At 38.2% G+C, this 18,037-nt stretch carries 19 protein-coding genes and 1 pseudogene; 2 read left to right on the forward strand and 18 right to left on the reverse strand.

Going from position 1 to position 18,037, the window contains the following annotated elements; translation table 11 throughout:
- Positions 1–19 precede the first annotated feature (19 nt).
- From GEZ89_RS00565 to GEZ89_RS00625, 13 genes and pseudogenes are all read right to left on the reverse strand, one after another.
- Complete coding sequence (locus GEZ89_RS00565; protein WP_000694516.1) at positions 20–874, reverse strand: MetQ/NlpA family ABC transporter substrate-binding protein; 855 nt, start codon at positions 872–874, stop codon at positions 20–22.
- A gap of 153 nt (positions 875–1,027) precedes the next feature.
- On the reverse strand, positions 1,028–1,870 hold the full coding sequence (locus tag GEZ89_RS00570) for an amino acid ABC transporter substrate-binding protein (RefSeq protein ID WP_153224594.1): 843 nt from the start codon (positions 1,868–1,870) through the stop codon (positions 1,028–1,030).
- Between the two features lie 102 nt (positions 1,871–1,972).
- On the reverse strand, positions 1,973–2,296 hold the full coding sequence (locus tag GEZ89_RS00575) for an AzlD domain-containing protein (protein WP_153224595.1): 324 nt from the start codon (positions 2,294–2,296) through the stop codon (positions 1,973–1,975).
- Positions 2,286–2,981 carry an AzlC family ABC transporter permease gene (locus tag GEZ89_RS00580; RefSeq protein WP_153224596.1) on the reverse strand — a complete coding sequence of 232 codons (696 nt, stop codon included), beginning with the start codon at positions 2,979–2,981 and terminating at the stop codon, positions 2,286–2,288. The genes GEZ89_RS00575 and GEZ89_RS00580 overlap by 11 nt, the downstream gene beginning before the upstream one ends.
- Positions 2,982–3,142: 161 nt before the next feature.
- The gene (locus GEZ89_RS00585) at positions 3,143–3,817 is read right to left on the reverse strand and encodes a CPBP family intramembrane glutamic endopeptidase (RefSeq protein ID WP_153224597.1); all 675 of its coding nucleotides are present in this window, start codon (positions 3,815–3,817) and stop codon (positions 3,143–3,145) included.
- A gap of 120 nt (positions 3,818–3,937) precedes the next feature.
- Entirely contained in the window at positions 3,938–4,606 is a 669-nt protein-coding gene (locus GEZ89_RS00590; RefSeq protein WP_153224598.1) for a CPBP family intramembrane glutamic endopeptidase, read from the reverse strand.
- Positions 4,607–4,617: 11 nt separating this feature from the next.
- Entirely contained in the window at positions 4,618–5,295 is a 678-nt protein-coding gene (locus tag GEZ89_RS00595) for a CPBP family intramembrane glutamic endopeptidase (RefSeq protein ID WP_153224599.1), read from the reverse strand.
- 123 nt (positions 5,296–5,418) lie between these two features.
- Complete coding sequence (locus tag GEZ89_RS00600; protein WP_153224600.1) at positions 5,419–6,087, reverse strand: CPBP family intramembrane glutamic endopeptidase; 669 nt, start codon at positions 6,085–6,087, stop codon at positions 5,419–5,421.
- 115 nt (positions 6,088–6,202) lie between these two features.
- Positions 6,203–7,065, reverse strand: a pseudogene (locus tag GEZ89_RS00605) (XRE/MutR family transcriptional regulator).
- Positions 7,066–7,175: 110 nt separating this feature from the next.
- Entirely contained in the window at positions 7,176–8,186 is a 1,011-nt protein-coding gene (gene tsaD, locus GEZ89_RS00610; protein WP_153224601.1) for a tRNA (adenosine(37)-N6)-threonylcarbamoyltransferase complex transferase subunit TsaD, read from the reverse strand.
- Positions 8,176–8,613, reverse strand: a complete 438-nt coding sequence (rimI, locus tag GEZ89_RS00615; RefSeq protein WP_153224602.1) for a ribosomal protein S18-alanine N-acetyltransferase — start codon at positions 8,611–8,613, stop codon at positions 8,176–8,178. Before rimI ends, tsaD begins: the two co-directional genes overlap by 11 nt.
- Complete coding sequence (tsaB, locus tag GEZ89_RS00620) at positions 8,610–9,293, reverse strand: tRNA (adenosine(37)-N6)-threonylcarbamoyltransferase complex dimerization subunit type 1 TsaB (protein WP_153224603.1); 684 nt, start codon at positions 9,291–9,293, stop codon at positions 8,610–8,612. Before tsaB ends, rimI begins: the two co-directional genes overlap by 4 nt.
- A 110-nt stretch (positions 9,294–9,403) precedes the next feature.
- The gene (locus GEZ89_RS00625) at positions 9,404–9,610 is read right to left on the reverse strand and encodes a hypothetical protein (protein WP_153224604.1); all 207 of its coding nucleotides are present in this window, start codon (positions 9,608–9,610) and stop codon (positions 9,404–9,406) included.
- Positions 9,611–10,009: 399 nt separating this feature from the next.
- Here GEZ89_RS00625 and GEZ89_RS00630 point away from each other — a divergent pair, with 399 nt between their 5' ends.
- A complete protein-coding gene (locus tag GEZ89_RS00630) occupies positions 10,010–10,243 on the forward strand; it encodes a DNA-dependent RNA polymerase subunit epsilon (protein WP_000639568.1) in 234 nt (77 codons plus the stop codon).
- Between the two features lies 1 nt (position 10,244).
- Positions 10,245–11,924 (forward strand): ribonuclease J1, encoded by a 1,680-nt coding sequence (gene rnjA / locus GEZ89_RS00635; protein WP_153224605.1) that lies wholly within the window; start codon positions 10,245–10,247, stop codon positions 11,922–11,924.
- 106 nt (positions 11,925–12,030) lie between these two features.
- Here the strand turns inward: rnjA and GEZ89_RS00640 are convergent, their stop codons facing one another.
- From GEZ89_RS00640 to GEZ89_RS09815, 5 genes are all read right to left on the reverse strand, one after another.
- Positions 12,031–12,909 (reverse strand): glycosyltransferase family 2 protein, encoded by an 879-nt coding sequence (locus GEZ89_RS00640; RefSeq protein WP_322741461.1) that lies wholly within the window; start codon positions 12,907–12,909, stop codon positions 12,031–12,033.
- A 237-nt stretch (positions 12,910–13,146) separates the two neighbouring features.
- Complete coding sequence (locus tag GEZ89_RS00645) at positions 13,147–14,367, reverse strand: hypothetical protein (protein WP_153224607.1); 1,221 nt, start codon at positions 14,365–14,367, stop codon at positions 13,147–13,149.
- 7 nt (positions 14,368–14,374) lie between these two features.
- Complete coding sequence (locus GEZ89_RS00650; RefSeq protein ID WP_153224608.1) at positions 14,375–15,862, reverse strand: glycosyltransferase; 1,488 nt, start codon at positions 15,860–15,862, stop codon at positions 14,375–14,377.
- A gap of 98 nt (positions 15,863–15,960) precedes the next feature.
- Positions 15,961–17,169 (reverse strand): glycosyltransferase family 8 protein, encoded by a 1,209-nt coding sequence (locus GEZ89_RS00655; RefSeq protein WP_153224609.1) that lies wholly within the window; start codon positions 17,167–17,169, stop codon positions 15,961–15,963.
- A 105-nt stretch (positions 17,170–17,274) separates the two neighbouring features.
- Positions 17,275–17,454 carry a glycosyltransferase gene (locus tag GEZ89_RS09815; protein WP_371607937.1) on the reverse strand — a complete coding sequence of 60 codons (180 nt, stop codon included), beginning with the start codon at positions 17,452–17,454 and terminating at the stop codon, positions 17,275–17,277.
- Positions 17,455–18,037 lie beyond the last annotated feature (583 nt).

An 18,037-nucleotide genomic window follows, 5' to 3' on the forward strand; every position in this document is an offset into this window, starting at 1 on the left:
TCCCACCTCCCTGTGTTTATTACCAAACTGGTTGATCCAAGCCGTCTGAAGTTTCTTCGATGACTTTTTTCACTTCATCAGTATGATAAGCTGCGATAATTTTCTTGATTGCATCAGCTTTAGGTGATGATTCCCAATCTTTTTTCGCAACGATGATGTTGTACCATTGTTTTGAGTTTTCGTCAGCTTGCTCTTTAAAGAGTGCTTTCTTGTAGTCCAATTTTGCTTCTGTAACAAAAGTGTTGTTTACAACTGCTGCATCAACTGAAGTCAATGAACGAGCTGTTTGGCTAGCGTCCAACTCAGTGATTTTCAAGTTCTTTGGATTTTCTTTGATGTTTGCGATTGTAGCAAGTTCAGTTCCTGAAACATCCAATTTAATCAAACCAGCTGATTGAAGAAGGTAAAGGGCACGGCTTTCGTTAGTAGCATCGTTCGGAATTGCGATTTCACCGTTATTTGGGATTTCTTCCACTTTAGTGTACTTGTTTTCTTCACCGTTTTTACCTGAGTAAAGGCGAATTGGTGAGATATACGTATCTGCAATCGCTACAAGGTCTTTACCGTTTTCTTTGTTCCAGTTGTTCAAGAAGTTGTAGTGTTGGAAAGCGTTCAAATCTACTTCACCATCAGCAGTTGCTTTATTTGGTTGTGAGTAGTCTGTAAACTCTGTGAATTCCAATTTAATTCCGTCTTTTTCAACCAATTCTTGGACTTTGTCCCAGCGTGCTTCTTCTGAACCGCTACGGTTAACAGTTGCGATTTTAACTGTAGTTGTATTGTCTGCTTTCTTGTCTGAATTTCCGCAAGCTGCAAGTGCAAGGCCTGCTACTGTAGCGATAGCTGCTACGCCTAACCATTTTTTAATTTTCATGATTCATTCTCCTTTAAAAATAATACTGTAATAGTATCTCACACTTTATTTGATTTCGCAAATTGTTATTAGATAGGCAGACATATAGTTTTAAACTATACGTCTAAAAGTTACAAAATCATCCACCTACGAGAGAATGGATGATTTACAAACTTATTTGATGTCAGCTTCTGCGGGGAGGTAAGAACCACCAAAGAACTGTTGAGATAATTTTTCAAGCGTTCCGTCTTTGTAGAGTTCTTGGATGCGTTTGTCAACAAATGATTTCAATTCATCTTGACCTTTTGCAAGAAGTGGGTAAACGTAAGGTTGTTGGTCACTTGGAAGTTCGATGACTTTCAAGTTATCCAAACCTTGGTTTTTGATAACTGTTTCTACACCGATTTTATCAAAAATCTTGTAGTCAAATTGTCCATCGCTCAAACGTCCCATGATTTGTTGGAAGTCAGCTTTTGTATAGTTAAGGACAGTTGGGTTATCTGCGTGTTGTTTGTTATATTCTTCCAATTGTTTAGCTGATGTTGTTCCTTGAACGACTTCAGTAGATTTTCCACCGATATCATCAAGCGATTTGATGCTGTTATCATCTTTCTTAACTACGAGAACGTTAGGGTTTTTAGCAGTTGGTGCTGCGTAAAGATATTTTTCTGCACGTTCTTTAGTGTAGCTGATGTTGTTAACCGCCATTTGGTAACGATCTGCGTCAAGGCCTGCAAAGATTCCTGACCATTCTGTCTTTTCAAACTTGACATCATACTTGTCAGAGTCTTTAAAGATAGCGCGAACAACCTCAATCTCAAAACCAGTCAACTCACCGTTTTCTTCATAGTTAAATGGTTTTGGTGACGCGTTAGTTGCTACAACGATTTCCTTTTTATCAGATGTTGCTTCACCAGATGCAGCATCTTTCTTTTCACCACCTGAGCAAGCTGCCAATACACCTGCGGCTACAAGCCCTAGGGCAGCAAGTGATGAATACTTAACGATTTTTTTCATGATATTTCCTCCAAAATAGAATACAATCTTATCTTAACAGAAAAAAAGGAATTACGCTATTATATGATTTCTATATTTGTGATAGGTTTTCTTTATGGCTGATTAAAAGACCAAACGTAGGACTGCTATCAAGACCACCCCAAAGAGAACAGTCCCTACCAGATTGCGGTAACGAAAGGCTACAAAAGCTGTTGGAAAGACTGCTAAAAAGTCTAACCACTTTATCTGCGGGAGACTTCCAACTTTTCCTTTCACCACACTTGAAAGAATCAAGGCAAAGATAATAGAAACTGGTAGGAATTTCAAAAAACGCTCTACGATAGGCGGCAAACCCTTGTACTTGGCTAGGATGAACGGAATCATTCTTGGAATCCAAGTCACCAAGCCAGAAAAGACAATTGCTAATAAAATATACTTACTGACCATCCAAGACCACCCCCATGGTACAACCTAGCAAGGTCGCAAACAGAACAGCTAATGACTGAGACACCACCGTCAAGAGCAAAAAGAAAGATACAGCTACAACTGCTAAAATTATGAAGAGATTGCGCAAAGGAATCCGTTTTTGCATAATCTGAAACTGGGAAGTAAAAATCCCAATAAACATCCCCACTAGGGCAAAATCTAAGCCAAAAATTTCTGGATTTGGTAGAAGTCCACCTAGAGCAGTTCCGACAACAGTTCCGACAAACCAAGCCACATAGCTGTTAAGGTTGTTCCCGTGCATCCACATAGGATTGACCTTATCCGTATGCACCAACTCGCCCATCAAAACGCCATAGGTCTCATCGGTCAAGAGGCTGGACATGCCGATATTGTGCCAGAGACTTGTATGACGGAAATAAGTCGACGCATGTAAGCTCAACAAAAAGAGACGCAAATTGATTAGAAAAACCGTCATAGCAATAGCTGCCACAGGAGCTTGAACTGCAATCAAGGCTATCATGGCAAACTGGGCACTCCCAGCATAGACAAAGAGACTCATCAAACCCATTTCTACTGGTGTCACATAGGGAGAACCGATAATGCCACAAGCAAGACCGATGCTAACATAGCCCAGAGCTGTCGGCACCGCAGCCTGCACACCCTCCCAAAATCCTTTTTCTTTCATAGACTTCCTCACTAATCATTCCTTCAGCAACTGCTTTCCAAACAGTCACAACAAAAATTATTATAACATATTCGTAAAATAGAAAAAAGTCTGCTGACTGACAAGAACAGAAAAAGACTGGGAGGCCAGTCTCATGATGCAACTTATAAACTATTTTAGATTTAATACCCAAACACCAATAAACTAAGAACGATTAAAAATGTATTCCACAAGATATGAAGAGCCATTGGCCAATAAACTGAACGAGTATAACGAAATAGCATACAGAACAAGAGACCTGCTCCCGCATAAACGATGAAATCTGTTAACACCCAGCCATACTGTAAAACATGGATAAGACTAAAGAGTGTGGAGGAAACGACGACATCAACATAATACTTTTTAAATTTGGACCATGCCGTCATCAGAAGTCCACGAAAAACCAACTCTTCAACGATAGGAGCAATGAGACTGCCATAGAGAATGCGCATTATAAAGTAACTAATTCCTGTCAAATTAGCTGCTTCTTTCATCATTTCGTTCCCATTTTGCGTGCTAGGAAAAATCAGAGTCGTTATATTTACCCACACAAACATCAGTATAAAGAAAAGAAAGAAGGCACCTAGATAAGACCAACGGAACTGGAAGAGACCGCATTCTTTCCAACCTTGACTCTTTACTAGAACCACTGTAGCAGCAATCCCCTCAAGAACTATCAATAAAATTTGAAATCCATAAAATCCAAAATCTGATAATTGGTTAACAAATTCTAACCTTGCTACAAAATTAAAAATTAAGTAATAGGTGACTATTATCAAAACAGTTGACAAGTATAATTTCTTATCTTTCCTTTTCATCGTTGATCCTTTTAAGTTTTATTTACGTCGTCTTTCAGCCAAACCTGTCCAGATTCCTTTCATCCAATCAGAAGCACCACGATGAGGACTCATCCCTTTATTTACAATTCTCAAAATCCACTAAAATAACAAAGGTAGAATTTGAGCAATGGCATTATCAACTATATGCAGTCCAATAGGCCAATAAATAGACTTTGTCACTCTAAAAAAGACTGCCATTATTAGACCACCACCCATATATACGAAAAAGTCTGTCAAGACCCAACCATGACTACTGATATGCAGAATTCCAAATAAAGTAGCCGAACCGAGTACATCCAGTCCCCATTTTTTCCCTTTTTCCAAAGCGGTCATCACCAATCCACGATAGATCATCTCTTCAAAAATGGGACCTGCAATCACAGGATAGAAAAAATACATCAAAAATGCAGTAACTCCTGTAAAAGTAGGAAGATCTAGTTGATAAGAAATTGTATTTTGGGTAGGTGGGAAAATAAAAAATGTGACCAAATTCCAAACAAAAAAAGCTAGAAGAGCTAAAAAGGAATAGAAAAGATAGGACACTTTAAATTTTCTGCTATTGATTTGTTGCCATTTCCCTGACCAAATCATGGCAACAAGAGCAAGCAAAACCACAAGAAAATTCAACATCATATCCGAAAAATAATAGCCAAAATCAGATAGACCAGCAGTCAAGTCGCTGTGTAAAACCAGACGGATGAAGAACTGGTCCGTAATGATAAGTAGAATAGCTACAAACAAGTAGTAGCGTGAGATTATCTTTTTCATATATCACCCTTCTAAAATCCAAACACCAATAAACTAACAATGAGTAAGAAGGTATTCCATGAAGCATGTAAAGCTATGCCCCAATAAATAGAGCGTGTATAGCGAAACATCATGCAAAATATCAAGCCCATTACAAAATAGAGTATGAAATCTGTCGTTATCCAACCATGCTGTAAAACATGCATAGCACCAAATATCGCAGCAGAAACAAGAACATCGATATAGTAGTTTTTGAATTTAGACAAGCTTGTCATCACAAAACCACGACAAACAACCTCTTCTGCTACAGGTGCGATAATGCAAGTATAAACTATCCGCGTAATAAAATAGCTAATTCCTGTTAAACTAGTGGCTACTTCCACTACCGTACTTCCATTTTGCGAACGAGGAAAGATACGAGTTGCTAGATTTACCCACACGAATAATAAGAAAAAAGAAAGAAAGAAAACACCTAGGTAAGGCCAACGAAACTGGAATCGACCACATTCTTTCCAATGTTCACTTTTGACAAAAATAATTGTAGCTACAGTTCCCAGAATAAATACCAGTAAAACCTGAAATACATAGTAAATCTCATCAGACAAAGCACCAGTAAAATCTAAGTCTGGTATGACATTAAAAATGAGGTAATTAGTCAAAATCAACAAGCCGGTTACTAGATGAAATTTCATTTCTTTCATTTTCTTCATTAAATCAACTCCTATAGTATCCTATCTTCTACGACGACTAAACAATCCTTCTACTATTTCTCCAGCCCAAGAAAAAGCACCACGATGAGGACTCATCCCTTGATTTATGATTCTCAAAATCCTCTAAAATAACAAAGGAAGTATATGCCCGATACCGTTATAGACTATATGCAGTCCAATAGGCCAATAAATAGACTTTGTCACTCTAAACAAGACCGCAAATATGATACCGCCACCCATATATACGAAAAAGTCTGTCAAGACCCAACCATAATCACTAATATGCAGAATTCCAAATAAAGCAGCAGAACCAAGCACGTCCAGTCCCCATTTTTTCCATTTTTCCAAAGCGGTCATCACCAATCCACGATAAATCATCTCTTCAAAAATGGGACCTGCAATCACAGGATAGAAAAAATACATCAAAAATGCCGTAGCGCCTGTAAAAGTCGGAGCAGCGAGTTGGTAAGCAAGTCCATTTTGGGTAGGTGGGAATAGGAAAAATTTGATAAAATTCCAAATAAATAAAGCAAGAAAAGCTAAAAAGGAATAAAAAAGATAGGACCCTTTAAATTTTCTACTGTTGATTTGTTGCCATTTTCCTGACCCTACCATAAAAATAAAAACAAGTAGAACCACAAGAAAATTCAACATCATATCCGAAAAATAATAGCCAAATTTAGATAGACCAGCAGTAAAATCGTTGTTTAAAACCAGACCACTGAAGTACTGGTAAACAATAACAAGTAGAATGGCTACAAAAAAGTAGTAGCGTGAGATGATCTTTTTCATTCTATTTTCTCCTATACTATGGAATGAAGACAGTATAACACGAAAAATTCCATATTTTAAAAAATCGCATATTTGACATTTTTTCTGGTAGGAATTTCACATTTGCGATTTCTAACTAATCGATAAGTGCTTTATACTGCTGTAAGCGTAGTTCAAAAAGGGCTGTTAATTGTGGATTTTCTAATATTTGCAGAGATTGGATAAAGTGTTCAATCTCTTTTTGATTGCTTCCCTTGGTCTGAAGGAAAACACTCATTTTCTTTAAAAACTGCCACAGTAATTTCTCAAAAACATCGTACGGGCGAAGTATGCTCTCCAACTCGGCTTCAAAGATTGGGATGTAAGAGAAAAGTTTGCGCTCCATGAGCTCTGAGATGATATTTAGAAAGCAACTTTTCATATACAGTCTATTGTGTGCCAATTCTTTAAATTCCTTGGATTTTTCGAGTAAAGAGGTTGATAAAAAGATCAGATCTTGATTGCTTAAAAAAGCATAGTATTGCAAAAGATATAGAGTTCAAACCAGGTCCAAGACTCGATAGCATAGAGATAGGTGGTTAAAAACTCACTATCCTCCTCTGCTAGTGGGTAGCTTTTATCTAGTGAATGGATAGCATCTTTAATCACGATGGCATTCAAGCGACGATAGGTCTGCGCCATCTGTTCTTGCTCGACTTCCTCCAAGAGTTGCTCTAAACCAGCTATATCTTGATGGGCAAAGCGATCCACAAGCCTTCTACCAAATTTCATATGTGGAGATTCTTGGTAGTTGTTGAGCTTGTGACCAAACTCATCAAAGGTCACATTTATCCCTTGGATCGCTAGGATCAACTTATCCGCAGACAGCATGGACTGCCCTAGTTCAAACTTGGATCGCTGAGAGGCTGTTAGTCCTGCACAAGCCACATCTGACTGCTTGAGCTTTCTCGCCAGGCGTAATTCCTTGTAAAATTCTCCTAATTCCTGTTTTTCAATCATAGACAAACTCCCTTTTAAAAATTCCCTTTACTATTCTATTCGTAAAAACTTTTACTTTTTTAACATATTATAAAATATTTTAGCAAAAAAGCCAGCTTCAAGCTGACTTTTCATTCTATAGTATCAAAAGCGAGGCTAGGTTTGGCATTTAGCTCCAAGCCTGCAAAGTTTTCTTTGTTCCACTCGCTGACGCTAGCATAGGCAATCATTCCCGCATTGTCTCCGCAAAGTCGCAGAGTTGGAATGATAACTTTGACATCGGTAATTTCGGCTGCTAGACGTTCTCTAAGACCTTTATTTGCAGCTACACCACCAGCCACAACCAGGGTTTTAACAGGGTATTTTTCTAAGGCTTTCTTGGTTTTAGCCATGAGAATATCCATGACTGCTGCTTGGAAAGAAGCAGATAGGTCTTCCTTGGACAAGCTTTCTCCCTTTTGCTCAGCATTGTGGTGAAGATTGATAAAAGCAGACTTCAAACCTGAGAATGAAAACTCCAGATTGTCTTCCTTAATCATGGCACGAGGGAAATCATAAATATCCTGACCTTGGTGAGCTAACTCGTCAATCTCCCGACCTGCTGGATAGGTCAAGCCCATGACACGACCGACCTTGTCATAGGCTTCACCAACCGCATCATCACGAGTTTCACCAACAATCTTATAATCACCAGCCTCAGAAACATAGACCAACTCTGTGTGTCCACCACTGACTAATAGAGCTAGTAAGGGGAATTCCAAAGGCTCCACACTTTGAGCTGCCATGAGGTGGCCAGCCATGTGGTTAACGGGAATCAGCGGAAGTCCATGTGCCCAAGCAAAGGCCTTGGCAGCTGACAAACCAACAAGCAAGGCTCCGACCAAGCCTGGTCCATAAGTAACCGCAACAGCTGTTACATCTTCTTCTGTAATCCCTGCTTCTGCCAGCGCCTCCTCAATACAGGCTGTAATAACCTCAACATGGTGACGACTAGCCACTTCTGGCACTACACCACCAAAACGTTTGTGACTCTCAATTTGACTAGCAATGACATTGGACAAGAGCTCGTCGTCGTTTTTCAATACGGCAACACTAGTCTCATCACAAGATGTCTCAAATGCTAAAATATATCTATCCTTCATCTATTTCTCTCTTCATGATAATGGCGTCCTCGACTGGATCATGGTAATAGGCCTTTCGCTCAGCGATGACTGCCATATTTTCTTTCTTGTAAAATGCCTGTGCTCGTTGATTTGACTTTCTGACTTCGAGGAAAATCTCCTTATCTGTCGGTAATTGAGCAAATAAGGCTGACGCAATTCCCTGACCCTGATAGGCTCCTTTAACAGCAATTTGCAGGACTTCTGCTTCAAAGTTATTTTCCTGAACAGCTAAAAATCCAATCACTTCTATCCCAACGTAGGCTAAAGCATACCAAGTCTGGTCTTGGGACAGGTCTGCTTGGATTTGTTCCAGAGTCCAAGGACTGACTGGGTATATATCTACCATGACAGCATAGATGGCTTGAGCCAAGTCAGGTTGCTGTTGGATTCGTTTGATTTCTATCATAGGCGTTTAATGTAAGACTCGCCAGACTCGGTGTGATTCTTAAGCCAATTTTCTTCAGCTTCGACACGCTTGAGGTAATTCGGCACAAAGTTATGCAGGGAGTCTGCTTCCTTGTCCCAAGCCCAGAGGGCTAGATTCGCTGCGTTTGGTAAGGTTTCTAGATAGTTGGCTTGTGGCAATTGTTCTTGGATTTGATCTACAAAGGCTCCAACTTCTCCAACAAAGGTTACCTGATCAGCATCTTTGACTTGCTCCAAAACTTCTGCAAAAGACAAATGCGCTTCAGGAAAGACCAAATGGGCATTTTCATAAAATCCTGCATAAACATTGTTACGACGCGCATCCATCAAAGGAACAACCAAACCTTCCTGTTGACTCGGTACCAGAGCTAAAAGACTTGACATGCCAACTAACTCGATTTTTAGAGTATGAGCCAAGGTCTTGGCAGTTGCTACCGCAATTCGCAAACCTGTGTAGCTACCTGGCCCCTCTGCTACAACGATTCGATCCAAATCTTTGGGCGTCAAATCTAGACTAGCTATCAAAAAATCGATGGCTGGCATAAGGGTAATACTGTGATTTTTTTTGATATTGATTGTCGTCTCGGCAAGAAGCTGCTTGTCCTCTAAAATAGCAAGAGAAAGAGCCTTGCTAGACGTATCAAATGCTAATACTTTCATAACACATTCCTATCTTTTTGTCTGTTTACTATTATACTACAAAAGCCGACACATGGGAATTTTCTTTATTTTGAAACAAAAATATCCTGCCAAACAGACAGGACAAGTACTTAAGCATTCAAACCAAAGTAAAATACAAGCCAGACCACATAGGTTACAAGAAGGAGGAAAATGGAATACAGTGTTACAAAGAGAATTTTCCAGTGTATAGCTGTTTTTCTATGTTCCAGCCGAACAAATACTAAATTGCCACCGTAAACACAGGCAACAAAAACAGCAAATACCAAGAGACGAATCGTGATAGCTAGTTGAAACATAGAGAGCCTCCTTTCTCTAATTCTAAAGGCAAATATTTCAAAATCATCATCTAACGAAAAGGAGCCCAAGTAGTTGTAGCAATATGCATAATTTCCATCCAAATAGGTGAAACACAAAATTAAGCATAGCTAGTCCTCCTTAATCAAGAAAAATCTCTTTTCTAGCTTTATTATAGCACTTGCATCTGATGTCTTCAAATACTTATACAAGGTAAAATGAAACGCATTTCAAGCTCCTTACTTTCATGTTTCCTGCTTTTACTAATTCCCCTTTTTATGTTATAATTGAGATAATTGTAACGAATCAAGGTCAATAAAGACAAAAAATGAACTGGAATCAAACCAGCTTCAAACTGAGCATTTTTGAATATAGCTGACCTGAAAGCAGAAAGGAAACATATGATTTACAAAGTTTTTTATCAAGAAACAAAAGACCGTAGCCCACGTCGTGAAACAACACGCTCACTATACTTAGACATCGATGCTAGTTCAGAACTTGAAGGACGTATCGCTGCTCGCCAGCTTGTCGAAGAGAATCGTCCAGAGTACAACATCGAGTATATCGAACTCTTGTCTGACAAATTGCTAGACTACGAAAAAGAAACTGGCGCATTCGAAATTACGGAGTTCTAATATGGCCTACACTCTTAAACCAGAAGAAGTCGGCGTTTTTGCCATTGGTGGTCTAGGAGAAATCGGAAAAAACACATATGGTATCGAATATCAAGACGAAATCATCATCGTTGATGCAGGGATTAAATTCCCTGAGGATGACCTACTTGGTATCGACTACGTTATCCCTGATTACTCTTATATTGTAGAAAATATCGACCGCGTCAAGGCTCTCTTGATTACCCACGGACACGAGGACCATATCGGAGGGATTCCTTTCTTGCTCAAGCAAGCAAACATCCCTATCTATGCTGGTCCACTGGCCCTTGCCTTAATCCGTGGAAAACTCGAAGAGCATGGACTTTTGCGCAATGCTACACTTCACGAAATCAACCACAACACGGAGTTGAACTTTAAAAATCTTAAAGCAACTTTCTTTAGAACAACCCACTCGATTCCAGAGCCTTTGGGAATCGTCATCCATACACCTCAAGGGAAAATCGTCTGTACAGGTGACTTCAAGTTTGACTTTACACCAGTTGGTGAACCTGCAGACTTGCACCGTATGGCAGCCTTAGGTGAAGATGGAGTACTTTGTTTACTCTCTGACTCGACCAATGCTGAAGTGCCAACCTTTACAAACTCTGAAAAGGTTGTCGGCCAGTCGATTATGAAGATCATCCAAGGTATCGAAGGACGTATCATCTTTGCATCCTTTGCCTCAAATATCTTCCGTCTCCAGCAAGCAACGGAAGCTGCTGTTAAAACAGGGCGTAAGATCGCAGTATTTGGGCGCTCTATGGAAAAGGCCATTGTCAACGGGATTGAACTTGGTTACATCAAGGCACCTAAGGGAACCTTCATCGAGCCAAATGAAATTAAAGACTATCCTGCGGGTGAGATTCTTATCCTCTGTACAGGTAGTCAGGGCGAACCCATGGCAGCTCTCTCTCGTATCGCTAACGGAACTCACCGTCAAGTGCAACTCCAACCTGGTGATACGGTTATCTTCTCATCTAGCCCAATTCCAGGAAACACCACTAGCGTCAACAAATTGATTAACATCATTTCTGAAGCTGGTGTTGAAGTTATCCATGGTAAGATTAACAATATCCATACATCTGGACACGGTGGCCAGCAAGAGCAAAAACTCATGCTCCGCCTCATCAAACCAAAGTACTTCATGCCTGTTCATGGTGAATATCGCATGCAGAAAGTCCACGCTGGACTTGCCGTAGATACTGGAGTTGAGAAGGACAATATCTTTATCATGAGTAATGGTGATGTGCTTGCCCTTACTGCAAATTCTGCCCGTATCGCTGGTCATTTCAACGCTCAGGATATCTACGTCGATGGTAATCGTATCGGTGAAATCGGTGCAGCTGTGCTTAAAGATCGTCGCGATCTATCTGAAGATGGTGTTGTACTGGCTGTCGCAACCGTTGACTTCAAGTCTCAGATGATCCTATCTGGACCAGATATTCTCAGCCGTGGATTTGTCTACATGAGAGAGTCTGGTGACTTGATTCGCCAAAGCCAACGTATCCTTTTCAATGCTATTCGTATCGCATTGAAAAACAAGGATGCCAGCGTCCAATCTGTCAATGGCGCTATCGTAAATGCCATTCGACCATTCCTTTACGAAAACACTGAACGTGAACCAATCATCATTCCGATGATTCTCACACCAGATGAAGAATAAGAAAAAATTCTCTGAAATCAAATGACTTCAGAGAATTTTTGTTATTTCACAACAAGTTGTGCCAAGTATTTTTCTTTAATCAACTAGTCTATAAATCCTATCGCTCTCACCGACGCTTGGTCTCAATAGCTTTTTTCACCAAAATCTGTTGATAAGCTTCCATATCTCCACGTTTCAATGATTCTTCTTCATGAATGGATAATCGCCATTTATAAGCCTGAATTTCCTTATCCAACAACTGCTGAGGTGCCCCAATCAGATTCAAAATAGTCAGACGCTCTTCAATACTCTTTAAAGGATAAACATCTGCAAGATTAACTGTTCTAGTGACACTTGTGGAGCGTTTTCTATGAATATAAATGGCTTTATTCATATAGGCAATCTTATCTGCTTGAAGGTAAACCTTATAGGTCGTATAATCGTCTTCTACCTTCTGATCCGTTGGATAGACAATATCCTTGAAAAGCTCCGCTTTATAGAGTTTTGCCCACGGAACAGTAAAACATTGACTAAGATTATACTTTCCGTCATATTGATGATAGAACCAATCAAAAGGGTTGTACACTTGTTCAAAATAGTTGTCTGCACCTACATGAATTAAAAAACTTCCCTGATCTTCAATAAACTGAGTAAAATTACCAATTGCAATATCTGCATCCGTTTTTCTCAATAAATCATAAAGACTTTGGATATGGTCTAACTCTAGCCAATCATCATTATCCACAAAGACAATGTAATCACCTGTCACAGCTTCCAAGGCACGATTGCGACTGGAAGCAACTCCTCCATTTGGCTTATGATATACTTTAACACGCGCATCTTGATTTTTATATCGTTGACAAATAGCTGCTGAACCGTCAGTTGAACCATCATTGATTAAAATAACTTCAAGATTTTGATAAGTTTGTTGAAGAATGCTATCTAAAAATTTTTCAAGATAGGCCTCTGACATATAAACAGGGACGATAACACTTATTTTTTCTATTTTTATTTCTTTCTTTACTCAATTTTTAGTCTAGTTTCTTCAAATATTTCTGAATCGATACAATCATATCCTCTTAGCCACAAACTCTTGATTACATTTCTCCATACTAAGTTGATGATTGAAATACAAATTGTCAGCAAGTGAAATACTAAGCTAAACGCTATATAGTTATTGATATCTTTATCTAGGAAGATCTACTCTAAAGCTTTCACGATACTTCTCTTATTTATCCATCATTTAAAAAAGTAACTTCAACTCTTCCCTGATCGCTAAGTACGGATTCATCTTTTGTTTATCATAAGCAGATTGATATTTTTCTGGATTTGCAAGTTGGGATAATTTGTCAATCATCTCTGCTACACCATCCCTTGGAAACACATGGTCAGTAGCATAAAACTCTGGTTGGTGGCACGTTTCCTTAAAAGCATAAAGGATCATACCATTTTCAAGAGCTGTACGGCTACCATCAAGTATTTCCTGCGCATGAGAAATATCCAGATAAATCCTACACGTTAGTAAAAGTTTTTCATATATCTCTCTAGACAGGCCTGGGTAGAGATGAACATTTGCATGACAATCCAGCTCTAATAAACGTCCTCCCATTACTGTTAAAGCAGCAATATGAAATTCAAAATTCGGTAGGGCAGATACAAGCACTTCAATTTGTTCTAGTTCTTGCGTATCTGTCAAAATCAAAATATGCGGACGAAACTCCCTAAAGGCGCCAAGAAACGTTGGCAGATAAATCAGGGGAGGATTCATATTATCTGTCTTAAATTTCAAATCTCGGGTCAGTAGTTTCCCACAACGCTCTTTTAGATACGAAATATCTTCCGTGGAAAACTCTTCTCTCATATAAAATACTAACTGATTAGATGAGAGGTTAGGCATTTCCCTAAGCAAGTTTATATCTGATAACACTATGCAATCACCTGTAGATAATTGTTTATCTAAAACCAGTTTTCTTGCTTCATCAATTGAAGGAAGCCCCTGTTCCTGACCGTTTGCTTCTCGATAAAGTGCACGATCATGAGATGAAAAAAGATAGAGTTGTTCTTGACTTTCCTGACCATAAATGTCTATCTCTTTTTTCCCACCACTCCAAATTTCTCTATGAAAACAAGTTCCCGATAAATCGTAATGATCTCTTGCACAACAAACACCTTTGTTATCATACCATTCGACTATTTCCACCATTTGTGGCCACTGAGGATAACAGAAAATCTTTCCTTTTTTATTTCCTTCCGCTATGATATCTCCTGAAGAAAGAATCTCCCAAAATCGAGGTAAGGGAAGTTGGGTCATGTGTAAGGGACTTGAATTTTCATGATTAGAAAAAAAACTAGTAAAAATATTGTTAATCGTTAATAGTTTCAGATCCATCCCCATGAGTTCTAAATCTTTTTTTAGGCGATCGTCATCTGAAGACCATTCCCTCGTCAGATAATAATACATCATTTCTTTTTTATTCCCATTCTCTAGTCAAAAATTCATACCATTGTTTTGTTATGCAGTCTGATAAATATTCTTCAGCCAAGCAATAAGATCCTTCCCTGAACTGTTTGATCTGTTTGAAGGCTTTCTCTAAAGCTTTTGTTAAATCAACCACAATTTCCTCATCCGAACGAGCATCAAAAGGAACTAAATAACCATTTTTACCCTCCTGAATAAAGGTCTGATTTCCATAAGGTACATCTAGACCAACAAGAGCTTGTCCAGAACCAATTGCTTCTAACAAAGTTATACCAAAAGTTTCCCATTCCGAGGTAGCCAGGTAAAGTTCATACTCTTTGAAACGGTTTGAAATTGTCTGATGCCCCTTAAGATGGATATAATTTTGTGCTCCTAGATTGGCAATCTCTGCTTCAATATCCTGCCATAGCATCCCTTGCCCATAGATATCTAAGTTGACGTCTGGAAAAATTTCATGAAAAGCAACGATGGCTTTGATTGCTAAGTCTAACCGTTTTCGGCGTTCAAACCGCGCGGCAATCATCACAGAATAAGGTTTTCGTTCATCAGCTAATTGCAACTGTTCTAGGGCAGCTACTGGAAGAACGCGAACTTGACCAGTTTTCCCTAGTAATGCTAAATGTTTTTCCAATTCATCCTTCTGTGATTGCGTTGATACTAAAATATCATCAAATTCCTCGGCATATTGAAAAAGGTGATAGTATTCAGAATTGATCTGATCTCCCCAATAATGAATAGAGTGCACAACACAGGATAATCTTGCTTCTCCTTTTAAACGTAAAATAGGTGATGTGAAGGGAACATTCTCTAGACGATCAATAAATACATGATCCTCTTTACTAAACTGCAACTCTGATAAGGCTCGCTCTAAAAATTCAGACTCACTATAGAACCACTCCGATCCACACCGATAAACTGCTTCAGTATCCTCACCTGGTTCTTTCTTAATCTCTTCAAAGGCTATGGAACCATCTCTATTATGAAACAGTCGGCGAACAACTCTAGCTTCTAGACCAAATCCAGCATCCACTGCTGTAAAAAATTCTGTGAACAACTTTTTCTTACCATAATGTTCTCTACGAAGTAAACGACCAAATACATAATAATCTACATAATCCACATAATCCGGTTTTAGACTGTTTTTATGTAGAATGGTAGTCACACCATCTTGTTCTTGAAAAATCAATTCACAATTATTTTCCTTATATTCAGTAGTCAGGTGTAAGAGCTGCTTCATATCATCTATACGGATCCCCAAGCTCATATCACGCTGATCTGTCAACAACATATGTGCTAATAGGATTTCTTCCTCAAGATGACCCAAAGAAAGGTAATAGTCCCATTTAAAGCGAGGAGGGACCTGTGTAAAAACAAAACTGGCAGGAAGGTCCAAGTCGCGAAAAACCTTCCCACGATATGCTTGAGCAACATCTACACCATTTGGTTCTAAACCCACCATAAGATTAAAAGTGTAAAGCATTCTTTAACTCCAAACTAAACTCTAATCACAAGCATCAAAGCATAGACTCCATAAAAGAAGTGAACTAGCGAATGATTAGATTATCTACTAAAACTTTCTCATTTATCTAACGAATTGAGGTAAGCTTTAATCGCCACTACCATCGCTTCAGGAGTTTGTGAAGAAAAAATCTGACTTCCTCCTATTTGGTCCTTACTAGTATTATCAAAAGCAAAGATCGGTTTCCCTAATTTATGAATCTCCTGAGTGATATTCATAATTTCGTTAAAATGATTGATATCCAAATAAAAATCGATTTTGCTAAGAACATTTTCAAAATTATAAGGATTGAACTGTGGATAAATGGACACATTTAAATATCGTTGTAAATCGACCACTTGGGAGGCAAAAGTTGTATGAGCCAAAATATGAAAATGAACCTCAGGTAGTGCTTTTATCAAAAACTCCAAGTGCTCCATCTCGCAAGCATTTGTAAAGATTGCAGTATGATATTTTTCTTTTTCTGTAAGCTCATCTAAACCATGTTTGATAATCTCTTTCCGTAAGATAATATCTGACCAATCTAAAGCATAGAAGAACCACCACTTATCTCCCAAGCGATTATTATATACAGCTGACCATGGTTTTTCGTCTGTATAATGAATAACAGAAACCTCTGATTCATATTGATTCGCTTTTACATACCATTCATCTTTTTGAAAACGTGTCGCAATAGTATCCATTCCAACCATAAAATTGTAATTGACGTCTAGCTCTTTCCATTGCCCTACAAAAAATCGGTTTAAAATTCCTTGATCACCAAACTCAACTTCATGGTACTGATCTGCTAATTCAAACAATTTTGTTGAAATCGCATGCTCTCTCCAATGGGCATTATTTATCAATAAAACGCCTGAATTGAAATTTGTTTGCTGCAATTCATCTCTAACTGCTGCGACTGGGCTATCACCTAGATCTATTGCAAAAAGGGGTGTTAAATCTCCATTGACAATAATATCCGAATCAAGATATAAAACCTTATCTTCCTTCAGTATGTCTGGAATAAAAAAGCGAAAATAAGCTGCGTATGATAAATGCGCCGTTGGTAAATGATATTTTCGGAGATGATTATTAGAAATCTTTACATTTACAATTTCTGAATGAATAGCTTTCAATCGCTGATTCATAATACGAAACCATTCCGAAGGTAGATCGTCATTAAAAACATAAAATTTTATATTATCGTTATAAGCACAAACAGACTTGATAGTAGTTTCCACCTTATCCATATATCCATTATCTGCTCCAAGTACGATTGCTTTCTTCATTTTTCAATCCCTTTTATCTAACGTTTATTTTCTTTTTCTATTAACTAATAAAATCTGTCGAATTTCATCTACCATTTTTGAGGTTCTTCATGGGCGATTACTTTATCAAAGAGTTCTGCTTGATGGGCTACAATATCTAAGGGCAGCACAGTTTTTCCCTAGATCTTGATAGGTTTGATTGAGAATACTATCTAGACATTGTCGTAAGTAGTTTTCAACGTTGTAAACTGATACAATTATACTAATTTTTCTGTCATTTTTATATTTCTCTTTATACTTTTCCAAAGTTATGAAAAACGGTTCTTCAGTAGGGTTCCCAATTCACTACTAGCTTTCTATAGTTTGCGGAAAAATTCTCTGATGAAAGCTGAGATATCTTTACTCATGATTTTATCCAGCCTCTCAGTAGTCAACTCCTCTGACCGGTTCCACCAATATCCTTGATTTGACCATCGGGTAACAGTTGAAAAAAGCGCTGATGTTGCTTATTTTTATGTAAAAATATACAGAATTTTCCAGATACTGATACCATTGCTAATCTTCCCCTTATAACTTTGACCAAGAACACGAATCTTCTATAGAGAGTTTTTTTCCAAAAAATCTTTATAAAAATCTAGTATTTTTTAGTCAAAAGCCTAGATTTATTCCATTTTAATTATACCTTATTTTTAGCAAAAGAGCTATCATATAAATATATCTATTAGATATTATTGTAGCATTCAACTATCAATATAAGTCAATCATCTTTATTCAGTAAGAATATTTGATATATAGAATTATCTTCTAAACTTTAGATTATTTCCTTATTTTTCAAAAATCAAAAAACCTAGATTCTAACAGCTAGTAAATAACTAACGGTTAAAGTCTA

The organism is Streptococcus mitis (assembly GCF_009496285.1).
Lineage (GTDB): Bacteria > Bacillota > Bacilli > Lactobacillales > Streptococcaceae > Streptococcus > Streptococcus mitis_BP.